Source organism: Yersinia sp. LJYL362, assembly GCF_048323875.1.
The window spans coordinates 1-11,048 of sequence record NZ_JBLWEX010000124.1 but is presented as its reverse complement, the minus strand read 5'-3'; the positions used below and the strand labels follow the sequence as shown (position 1 = coordinate 11,048).

Below are 11,048 nucleotides of genomic sequence, written 5' to 3'. Positions count from 1 at the left end.
GGTAGCCTTCACCTTTCACGCCGGTGAACGCTTTTTCAAAGATGTAACGCACATTCAGTTCAGCACCCCAGCCAAAACCTTTGGCGAATGGCAGTGACAATGCATTACCGTTGTTAATCTGAGCAAACAGGAAAGCATCTGCTGGATCGATGCAATAGCCACACACCACACCTGGGTGAATGTTCAATGACATCATCGCGCCCTGACCTGTACCGCAACCCGTTACCACGAAATCGACTGCTTTAGCATTAAGCAGGATGCTGGCCATAATCCCCAGATGGATATAAGTCAGGTGATGGTCGTTTTCATCACTCATACCGACGTTGTATACCGGATACGCTTTTTCTGAGGCTACGGCGTTCAGCTCTTTCAGGATGATCGCGTTTTTACCCGCCTGGCTGTTTTCCATCATCAGTGCGATTTTCATTTATTATCTCCGTTGCGCCAACGAGCTTTAGCCCATTGGGTGTGATAGTTAGACTTGACTGTGCTGACCATAGCAACTTGGAAACAAAATTTCAATTTTAATGGAAGGATGTTTTATAAATATCACATTTCTGAATTCAATTGGACTCACCAGCGTTGTGCTGGGGTACAAGACCTGCAAATCCTTTTGACAGTTCTGAGTGACGGGCTGTTTAAAAAGAAACCCAAGCCGCGCAACTCACCTGCGCGGCTATTTATCTCCTCAGTGATGTAGCATCTCGTGGACAATGTCATCTTTATCTAACGATATCGGGTAAAAAGTCGGCCAGTTATCCATTTCTTTAAGCAGTTTTTCTTGTGACTCATTCCCCATGAACACATGAAAATGATGGGATTTTTGCGGCTCAATAATATGGTCACTAAATTGAACATATTTAGGCGCTTTAGAGTGGGTATCTTGGCATTCATATAGATAACGCACGCCCTTCTTACCAGAATCGTAGTGCATTATTTTAAAGCCAGAGTAGTTATATTGGCAGGAGTTAACGGCTTCAGGACTATGGAAATCAATCGTATTATTCTCAATGCCAATCATAGTGATGTCTGTTGCATAACCCTTCTTGTAATATTCTCTGTATTCCTCAACAGTTTTGTTTTGATTCTTTTTCGCTTTATCAACCAAAACGGCATCTAAATCCCCTTTCAATAGATAAGGATTAATCGATTGCCAGACTCCATCCCAATCACTGAGTTTTCTGTCTTGGACATCCTTATCTGCAAAAATACCTTCACTTGCTTTACGTGCGGTTTCCGATTGTTGATGCGCATGACCGTGGTTATGCTTACCGTGGGCAAATGAATTAAAGCTGGTCAATGACACGTAAACACTGAGTGTAATGATAAATAGAGAGGTCAATTTTGTGGGCATGAATCACTCCTGACTGATTGCTTGATATGTAATGTTATATTATTACATATCAAGCAATCAATAGGCAGTCACGCCGAAGTACTAACGTTTTTTGCGATTGCGGTGCATATCTATAGCGACTGCACTGACAATAATAATCCCTTTGATAATGTCTTGAATGTACGAATCCACACCAATATAAGTGAAACCACTCTTAATTAGCCCCAAAATGACTGCGCCAATGACGGTGCCAGTAATACGCCCCACGCCCCCCATTAGGCTGCTGCCGCCAATAACTGCAGCCGCAATTGCATCCAGTTCATACGATTGGCCCATGCTAGATTGCCCGCTACTGACTCGAGCCGCCAGAACAACCCCTGCAAGGCCTGCTAATCCTCCGGCTATGGTATAAACCAGCACCAGATATTTATTAACGTTGATGCCCGAAACTTTTGCGGAAATCATATTTCCACCAATGGCATACACATACTTACCATACCGGGTATGTTTAAGAGCAATATGAAAAATAACGGCAATCACCAAGAAAATAATAACCGGCATGGCACCTTGTCCAATAGCCGTAAAATCATCCGAGAGAAAACTTACAGGGTTGCCCTTGGTATAATATTGGGCAAGCCCTCTGGCAGATACCATCATCCCCAATGTCGCAATAAATGGTGGAATACCTGTACGAGTGATTAAAAATCCATTAATAAAACCACATAATATCCCGACGCCAATCCCGGCAGTAATGGGAATAGCTGCAGGTAAATCTAATAGATGGGGATACATAGGCGAAATACTGTCTGACGTTTGTGCCAAACTGGCAGCAACCACGGCAGTTAATGCGATTAAAGAACCCGATGAGAGGTCAATACCTGTGGTAATAATGACTTGTGTTACCCCAACAGCAATAATACCAATAATCGCGACTTGTAAAATAATCAGTAATAATCGGTTAGGATTTAATAGAAATGATTGGTCACGGATAAACCATCCAAGAAACTCAAAAATCAATGCAATACCGATCATGACAATAAAAATACCGGTATCTTTAGGTAGTTTACCTTTTAGCCCGGCCATGAAAGAGTGTTCATTTAAAGAATTTGTTGTTAATGATTTATTCATCTTAATATTATTCATTATCATTACCCTTCCGCAGTTATTCAGAAGCTAGCGCCATTATTCTCTCTTGGCTAGCGTCTTGCTTATCTAATATTCCTGTAATATGACCGCCATGCATGACCATAACTCTATCACTCATACCGAGAATTTCAGGCAACTCTGAAGAAACTAAAATAATAGCAACACCGCGGTTCGCTAACTCGCTAATTAACCGATAAATTTCTGATTTTGCACCAACATCTATACCTCGAGTAGGCTCATCAAGAATAAGTATTTTAGGTTGAGCCAATAGCCAACGAGCAATTAATACCTTCTGCTGATTTCCTCCACTGAGATTATTAATAATTTGATCCATGGTAGGCGTTTTGATATTTAATCTTTTAATCTGATCCATGCAGTCTTGCGCCATTTGACCATGACTGACAAAACCTTTTTTATTAATATACTCAGAAAGGTTAACTATGCTCATATTCTCAACGACGGACAGCACGAGGAATAACCCTGATTTTTTACGGTCTTCCGTCAAAAAAGCCAATCCTTGCTCAATAGCTTTTGATGGTGAGTCAATATTGACGGGTAAACCCTCAATGAAAATCTCACCACTGTCTGCCGGATGCATGCCAAATAAACTCTCCATCACCTCACTGCGGCCAGCACCGACCAAACCCGCAACACCGAGTATTTCACCGCGCTTCACAGAAAAGGAGATATCACGGAACAGACCATCGCGTCGTAATGCACTGACTCTGAGCACTTCCTCACCGATATTATTGTTAAATTTCGGAAACATATGAGTCAGTTCACGCCCCACCATCATGGTAATTAATGATTGCTTTGTCAGATTTTCTGTCTTATCTGTAGCAACAAACATTCCATCGCGGAAGATACTAACTTCATCGGTGATTTCAAATATTTCGTCCATTTTGTGGCTGATATAAATAATACCTTTTCCTTGCTCTTTTAATTCCTTAATGATCGCAAATAGGTGAAAAACCTCACCTTCGGTTAGGGCTGACGTGGGTTCATCCATAATTAATACGTCAGCATCATATGAAACTGCTTTGGCAATTTCGACCATCTGCTGACTGGCAATGTTTAATTCTCCAACCATCACATTGGGTTTTAATTTTATATTAAGATGTTGCAATAGATCTCGAGTTTTACTGTTTAGTAAATCATGATTAACTAATCCATAGTGAACAGGTTCCCTTCCTAACCAAATATTCTCTGCCACTGTCATATGTGGGACTAAATTTAGTTCCTGGTGAATCATTGCAATGCCAGCATGAAGCGCATCTAAAGTATCTTCAAAAGTCACTGTCTCGCCTCTGACTTTTATCGAACCCTCATCCGGATGATATATCCCAATCAGACACTTCATTAATGTTGATTTTCCAGCACCATTCTCTCCCATTAATGCATGGACGCTACCTGGCTTTATTTTAATACCAACTTTATTCAGTGCTTTAACGCCAGGAAATTGCTTGCTGATGCCTTCAGCTTCGAGAATGTAAGGATGCATATCACCATCTCCATAATCATCGCCATACTTTCATTTTTCGGGATGCCGCATTTATTAATTAACGTAATAATAAATACGGCATTGTCTACCCATTAGAATAGAATCAACACACATTTTAATTATTGTGTATAACGCTAGCATTAAAAGGATATAACCCGTTTTATAAATAGAACTTACATTCTATCTTTCGTAGTCCTAATTTTATTTTTTGTTTTTATTTGCAAATTCTAGATAATTATCTTTAGTAATAAGTTGGTAAGGGATCATTACGCTACTTTCCACTTTCTGGCCGGAGGCTATTCTAATCGCGGTATCGACCGCGCCTTCCCCTTGTCCTTTAGCATCTTGGAAAATACTAATATTGAGGTCACCCTTCTTAATAAATTCGAGTGCGTCTGGGGTACCATCAATACCACCAATGACGACACCTTTTTTCTTCGCCTGTTTTAATGCGAGGATAGCGCCAATGGCCATTTCATCATTATTTGATGCAATAGCATCTATTTGCTGCCCGGAAAGAATCCAATCAGTCGTGACATCAACAGCCTCTTTACGGAAGAATTTCGCTGTCTGTTTATCAATTATATGAATACCGGGATACTGAGCAGCAACTTTTTCAACCCCTCTGGTTCTGTCTCGAGTTGCTTCACTAGAGAGTTCGCCCATAAGGATCATAACATTACCCTTTCCTCCCATCAGCTTTGCGAGTTCTTCCATCTGTAGGCGTCCGGCGAGTTCAGAGTCGGAACCTACATAGGCCATACCTGCTGGCAAGGTTATCTCCGGGCGGCGATTAACAAAGACCAATGGGATTTTGGCCTGCTCAGCTAATTTGATCATCGGCTTCACGCCTTGAGTATCTACCGGGTTTAAAATAATGGCATCGACACCTTGGCTAACAAAATTCTCTACTTGCTGGATTTGTTGAGCAATATCACCTTTAGCATCTTCAAACTGCCCAGAGACATTACCCTCTTCTTTCATTTTATTTTGCATGGCCTGACGCAATATTGTCAGGAAGTTATCATCGAAGTAAGCCATGGACACACCAATTTTTAGGTCTTTCGCATAAGCGCCCAGTGGCAACATACAGATAGCGAGTGAGGCAATGATGATTTTTTTCAGCTTCATGATCTATACCCTTCAATAATGGAATGCATAAACATATTAATGCCTGTTTATTGAAAATATTTTTTTACAACAGCTTAACCAAACATATTGTAAAAATAGCTACTGTTGGCATCTCAATGCGCTTTCCGTGAATGCAACCGCCCCATCCCCGGTCTATTCTTTGAAAAAAATAATTTAAAACAATAACTTAATATTTTATCCTTTTCTTCTATGCTCCCCGCCTCCTTTTTTTAAACGTTTATTTCATAATTAAGATTATTGAAATTTTTAACACCAAACAATCGAAATATGTGTTTTGAACATATCAAATAACAAAACTATGACAGGGATCTAACAAATGCTGATAATTTGAGCGCTAATCGAGGGGGTAACCACGAATCCAGGCAAGCAACTGAGCTGCCAGCATGGAATGCATAAGTGAGAAAGAGAAAGTAATGAAGGTGGGGAAAGTGATGAAACAAAGGATAGAGTAATGACTGCAATGCACACAGAGTCATTACTCTTAAAAAACAATTTAAATTAAAAATCAATCCATTACAAACATTAACCCATATCAAAAACAATCAAAGTGCTTACGATTTATCGCTCAGGGAATAAATTTACCCACAGCAAGCAACTGCCGGTAACCAGTGGCTGTAATTGACCACCTTTAATGGCTGGCAACCACCAGCACCCTTGCGAAGTGCTAAGTTCATGCGTTTCTGTGTGGCTGATAAGCCATTTTCCCTTTACGACATAGACCAACCCTCCATGTGAGGCTGGAAGTTCTTGCGATGAGCTAATAGATGTTACGCTAGCCTGCCAGCAACCTCGTCGAGTCATGATATTAAAATCCTGACTGCTTCCCCCAAGCAAATGGGCGTGGATAGGGATATCACCCGGAAAAGCAAAAGGTTGTAATGGTGTTGAAAGTGTATGCGCTTCCCAATCAGGACTTGAGAGAACAACACCGTCTCCAGAAAGTAATGTAATGGACCGATCAATATTGGGGAATATTGAGAACGGACCATCCTGCTCAATCGTCGCAATGCTAGCACGCCAGGCAAAGTCATCTCCCCCGACGGGCCAACATGCAATTTCACGAGTTTCACCACCACCATTTCGCCAACGGCTAACCGGTAAACGGGCAAAATCAAAAACGGTAAAGCTCATCAGACCTCCTGTTGACAGGCTTTTAGTACCGCCAGAAAAGCCTGTGCAGTTTGCTGTTGCATTGGGTGATATCTATCCACTATTACCGGGTTGCCCGCCACATAAACATCCCGAATTTGCGATTTATCCCCCGCAAATAACCATCGATTCAATAAAGAAGCAGATTCTGTGCCACCAATATACGGGTCATCACCATCCAAAACTAACCAGTCGGCACGATAACCTTCTGCTATCTGACCAATATTGCTGCCACAAGCTTGCCGCCCCCCAGCTAAAGCTTGGCTATAAAGTAAATCGGCAACTGCCGGATACTGTTCATTAGTCAGGCGATTACGGCGCTGATCACGTAAGCGCTGCCCATATTCCAACCAACGTAACTCCTCCACGACATTCAGAGAAACATGGCTATCGGAGCCTATCCCCCAACAACCATTATGATGTATATAATCGACTGCCGGGAAAATGCCATCCCCCAAATTTGCTTCAGTTGTTGGACATAATCCGGCCACAGCCTGACTTTTAGCCAACCGAATAAGTTCTGACTCATCCAAATGTGTGGCATGTACCAGGCACCAACGACTGTCGACAGGCACATGATCATACAACCACGCCACGGGCCGTTGCCCACTCCAGGCAAGACAATCGTTGACCTCTTTTTGCTGCTCGGCAATATGAATATGCACTGGCATCTGTTTATCCGACGCCTGTAAAACCTCCTGCATCTGGCTTAACTCTACTGCGCGCAATGAATGGAAGCACAAGCCTTGATTTTGTAGGGGCCGATTCGCCAGTTGTTTAGTGATAACTTGCTGCTGCTTGAGATAGCTTTCTGTGTTTTGAATAAAACGGCGCTGCCCTTGTTGAGCGGGTTGACCACCGAATCCCGCGTAACTGTACAATACCGGTAATAAGGTCATCCCTATTCCAACGTCTTGCGCGGCCTGACTTAGGTGTAATGTCATCTCCCCCGGATCACTGTATGGGCTACCGTCGGGGCTGTGATGCAAATAATGGAACTCTGCGACTTGGGTATAGCCACCTTTTAACATTTCGATATATAACTGACGAGCAATCACACCGACATGTTCTGGTGTCAATCGCTGGACTAATCGATACATCAAATCTCGCCATGTCCAAAAACTGTCCTGCGGGTTACCAGCAATCTCAGCTAATCCAGACATCATGCGCTGGAAAGCATGAGAATGAAGATTTGGCATACCGGGCACTATCGGCCCCGAAAGAATCTGGCAATCCGTATCACTGCTGCCCGTCACAATGTGCTGAATGTTGCCCTGTTCATTGACAGTTATCTGTACGTCATTCGCCCATCCATCAGGTAAAAAAGCACATTTGGTAAAATAAACTGGCATAGCGATATCCCAATATTTTGTTTAGAGTCAAACGCGCTGAGCAGCAGCTGCGTCAATTAATTAAATTACTCACTTGTATATACATATACACACGCTAAATTCAACCGTAGACTTAGCGTATATTTTCATATCTGACGAGGTTAACGTCGTGGCGGAACAACAAACGACCTTACAATTAAGTCCCGCAATGGACGATACACCAGCCCCCATTTATCAACGCGTTAAGTTGGCTATCATTCGCCAAATTAGAACCGGAGTCTGGCTGCCCCATCAACGTGTGCCATCAGAGAGTGAGTTAGTTGCCGAGTTAGGGGTCAGTCGCATGACCATCAACCGGGCGTTACGTGAGCTCACCAGTGAAGGTTTTCTGATTCGCATGCAAGGCGTAGGGACCTTTGTTGCTGAAGCAAAGGCGCACAGTGCCTTACTTGAAGTTCATAATATTGCTGACGAAATCACTGCGCGTGGTCATCGTCATAGTAGTAAAATTTTGCAGTTAGAGGCACGGCCAGCAAGCTCTGAAGAGGCGATTGCTTTAGGCATTCAGCCCGGCCAGCAACTGTTCTATTCGCAAATTGTTCATTACGAGAATGATGTCCCCATTCAGGTCGAAAATCGCTGCGTCAATCCAAGCACTGCGCCCGATTATATGAAGCAGGATTTCAGCCAAGTTACCCCTTACAGTTATCTCACCCAAGCGGCTCCGCTTACTGAGGGTGAACATATTGTTGAGGCTGTTCTTCCCAACCGACTTGAACGGCAGTTGCTGCAATTAGATGAGCATGAACCGTGTCTGCTGATCCGCCGTAGAACCTGGTACGGAAAAGTAATCGTGACTGCGGCTCAATTGCTTTATCCCGGCTCTCGCTATCAGCTCTATGGCCGTTTTACCCCACAAGGTACCGTCACGTCCTGATCAATTTTATTTCTCTGCGAGAACTGCGAAGTGTTACGCAATTGTTTAAATCCCTATCTTGCCGATAGTGAATTTATGCGCTAGGTTGTCCATGATTGTATATACAACTTAATTCTGTACGTCTTAGGGAGTCAGATGGTGTCAACAATTCACTGCGACAGTTTGTGGTACGGTGCCGATATCGTCACCATGCGTGGAGGGAAGTATCACCTGATCCCGCAAGGGGCAATGGCGGTGACTGACGGTAAAATAGTCTGGATCGGACCTTATAATGAACTCCCCAGACTCAGCGCGTCACGCGAAGTCATCTACCCGGGCGGCCTAATCACGCCAGGGTTAATTGATTGCCATACCCATTTAGTATTTGGTGGTGATCGAAGTGCTGAATTTGAACAACGTCTTAATGGTGTGAGTTATGCAGAAATTGCCGCCAATGGCGGCGGTATCGTATCGACAGTCAGAGCAACACGAAACACCAGTGAGCAACAATTATTAGAGCAAGCTTTATTTCGTCTAAAGCCGCTATTGGCTGAAGGGGTGACCTGCATTGAAATTAAATCTGGTTATGGCCTTAGCCTTGAGAGTGAAATGAAAATGCTCCGCGTGGCCCGCAAGTTAGGTGAATTATTGCCTGTCACCGTCAAAACGACCTGTCTGGCTGCTCATGCTGTGCCACCTGAGTTTACTGGTCGGGATGATGATTATATTGATTTCGTTTGCGATACTATTATTCCCCAGGTTGCGAAAGAAAAACTCGCCGATGCTGTGGATGCTTTTTGTGAACATCTGGCATTTTCGCCCGCACAAGTTAAGCGTGTATTTTTAGCGGCACAACAAGCCGGTTTACCGGTAAAACTGCATGCTGAACAACTCTCTTCGCTGAATGGCAGTACTTTGGCAGCTAAGTTTAAAGCTATGTCAGCCGATCACCTTGAATACGCCACGGAGTCAGATGTTAGAGCAATGGCGGCTGCAGGTACTGTCGCGGTATTACTGCCGGGCGCTTATTATTTGTTGCGGGAAACACAATGCCCTCCGATTGAGCTGTTTCGCAATTATAAAGTCCCGATGGCATTGGCCAGTGATGCCAACCCGGGAACATCCCCTGCGCTCTCCCTACGGTTGATGCTCAATATGGCATGTACTTTGTTCCGTATGACTCCGGAAGAAGCGCTCGCCGGTATCACTTGCCATGCGGCTCAAGCTCTGGGATTGCAAGAAACGCAAGGAACACTGGAAACAGGTAAATTAGCAAATTGGGTTCATTGGCCATTATCGCGCCCAGCTGAACTGGCTTACTGGCTCGGCGGTCAATTACCGGTGTCTGTTGTTTTCCAAGGAAATACTCGCTCATGAATCTCGTTGATCCGTTGAGTTTCCATACAGGGAAACTGCCCTTACTCATCAGCATCCCACATGCGGGCACGCGGCTGACGCCCGCCGTCAAGGCGGGCTTGACAGAGGCAGCCCGACCTCTCTCCGATACCGACTGGCATATTCCTCGTCTTTATGATTTCGCCCATAACATTGGAGCCAGCATAGTTATCGGTAACTATTCCCGCTTGGTGGTTGACCTGAATCGCCCAGAAGATGATCAGCCGCTGTACACAACAGCGACTACCGGTTTGTTCCCAGAAACGCTGTTCGATGGCCGCCCCTGTTTTATGCCAGGCAAAACACCATCGCCTCAGGAGCGTCAAGCCTACTTGTTACACATCTGGCGGCCTTACCACCAGCAAATTCAACTCGAATTGACGCAGCTTAAAGCCAAATTCGGCTATGCACTGCTGCTTGATGCTCATTCGATTGCCTCAGTTATTCCGAGGTTGTTTGATGGGCGATTGCCGGATTTGAATTTTGGGACCCATAGCGGTGCCAGCTGTGCACCCTCACTAAGCACACAATTGATCGCCTGTTGTGAACGCCAATCTGCCTTTAGTCATATACTAAATGGCCGCTTTAAAGGTGGTTACATAACTAGAGCATATGGTTCACCACAGAGCCATCAACACGCGGTGCAACTTGAGTTATCACAGATAAACTATATGTCTGAAGTTGAGCCTTACCCCTACCTGCCAGAACGAGCGATTCATTTGCAACAGTTACTCCAGCAACTGATTAATACCATGCTGGAATGGGGTGAGCAGCACTACTGCCGCTGATTCAGTGATTCAGGTAGTCTTTTCATCTCTCATTATCGAGATATTCTAAATGCAAAAAGGCGGGGATTACCCCGCCTTTTTATTCACCTATTTCCGACACAGAAAAGGGTAATCTTTACTAAATTAACTTAGAAACGGTAAGTCAAGTTAACCGCAACAGTATCGTCGGTGCCCAGACCCAGCGGGTTGTTTTCATTCAGCAAGTTAATCTGGTAGTCAACATAGGTAAACATGTTTTTATTGATGTAGTAAGTCACACCAATTTCGGCATATTTCAGCAAGTCAGCACTGCCGACTGCATCCAGGTCTTTACCTTTAGACTGAACATAAGCGATAG

Annotated in this window: 11 protein-coding genes; 3 read left to right on the top strand and 8 right to left on the bottom strand. The window is 44.0% G+C overall.

Translation table 11 applies throughout. The features are described from left to right. The 7 genes from ACNSO8_RS05625 to ACNSO8_RS05595 all read right to left on the bottom strand — a co-directional run. Positions 1 to 427 (bottom strand): RpiB/LacA/LacB family sugar-phosphate isomerase (locus tag ACNSO8_RS05625; protein WP_418394064.1); only part of this gene is annotated, 427 nt, incomplete at its 3' end. Between the two features lie 261 nt (positions 428 to 688). Then, positions 689 to 1,354 carry a metal-binding protein ZinT gene (zinT, locus tag ACNSO8_RS05620; protein ID WP_418394063.1) on the bottom strand — a complete coding sequence of 222 codons (666 nt, stop codon included), beginning with the start codon at positions 1,352 to 1,354 and terminating at the stop codon, positions 689 to 691. An 81-nt stretch (positions 1,355 to 1,435) separates the two neighbouring features. Then, a complete protein-coding gene (locus ACNSO8_RS05615) occupies positions 1,436 to 2,476 on the bottom strand; it encodes an ABC transporter permease (protein ID WP_418394062.1) in 1,041 nt (346 codons plus the stop codon). Positions 2,477 to 2,495: 19 nt separating this feature from the next. Beyond that, a complete protein-coding gene (locus tag ACNSO8_RS05610) occupies positions 2,496 to 3,980 on the bottom strand; it encodes a sugar ABC transporter ATP-binding protein (protein WP_418394061.1) in 1,485 nt (494 codons plus the stop codon). A gap of 201 nt (positions 3,981 to 4,181) precedes the next feature. After that, positions 4,182 to 5,111, bottom strand: a complete 930-nt coding sequence (locus ACNSO8_RS05605) for a sugar ABC transporter substrate-binding protein (protein ID WP_418394060.1) — start codon at positions 5,109 to 5,111, stop codon at positions 4,182 to 4,184. 579 nt (positions 5,112 to 5,690) lie between these two features. Then, positions 5,691 to 6,263, bottom strand: a complete 573-nt coding sequence (locus ACNSO8_RS05600) for a HutD family protein (RefSeq protein WP_418394059.1) — start codon at positions 6,261 to 6,263, stop codon at positions 5,691 to 5,693. Next, a complete protein-coding gene (locus ACNSO8_RS05595) occupies positions 6,263 to 7,633 on the bottom strand; it encodes a formimidoylglutamate deiminase (RefSeq protein ID WP_418394058.1) in 1,371 nt (456 codons plus the stop codon). The genes ACNSO8_RS05600 and ACNSO8_RS05595 overlap by 1 nt, the downstream gene beginning before the upstream one ends. Before the next feature lie 148 nt (positions 7,634 to 7,781). On the opposite strand from ACNSO8_RS05595, the gene hutC reads away from it, so the two are divergent. From hutC to hutG, 3 genes are all read left to right on the top strand, one after another. After that, complete coding sequence (gene hutC / locus ACNSO8_RS05590) at positions 7,782 to 8,549, top strand: histidine utilization repressor (RefSeq protein WP_418394057.1); 768 nt, start codon at positions 7,782 to 7,784, stop codon at positions 8,547 to 8,549. A gap of 135 nt (positions 8,550 to 8,684) precedes the next feature. Then, positions 8,685 to 9,905, top strand: coding sequence for an imidazolonepropionase (gene hutI / locus ACNSO8_RS05585; protein ID WP_418394056.1), 1,221 nt, complete (start codon positions 8,685 to 8,687; stop codon positions 9,903 to 9,905). After that, a complete protein-coding gene (gene hutG / locus ACNSO8_RS05580) occupies positions 9,902 to 10,711 on the top strand; it encodes an N-formylglutamate deformylase (RefSeq protein ID WP_418394055.1) in 810 nt (269 codons plus the stop codon). The genes hutI and hutG overlap by 4 nt, the downstream gene beginning before the upstream one ends. Before the next feature lie 128 nt (positions 10,712 to 10,839). Here the strand turns inward: hutG and ACNSO8_RS05575 are convergent. Beyond that, positions 10,840 to 11,048, bottom strand: a 209-nt coding sequence (locus ACNSO8_RS05575; protein WP_418394054.1) for a porin, incomplete at its 5' end; no start/stop codon positions are given.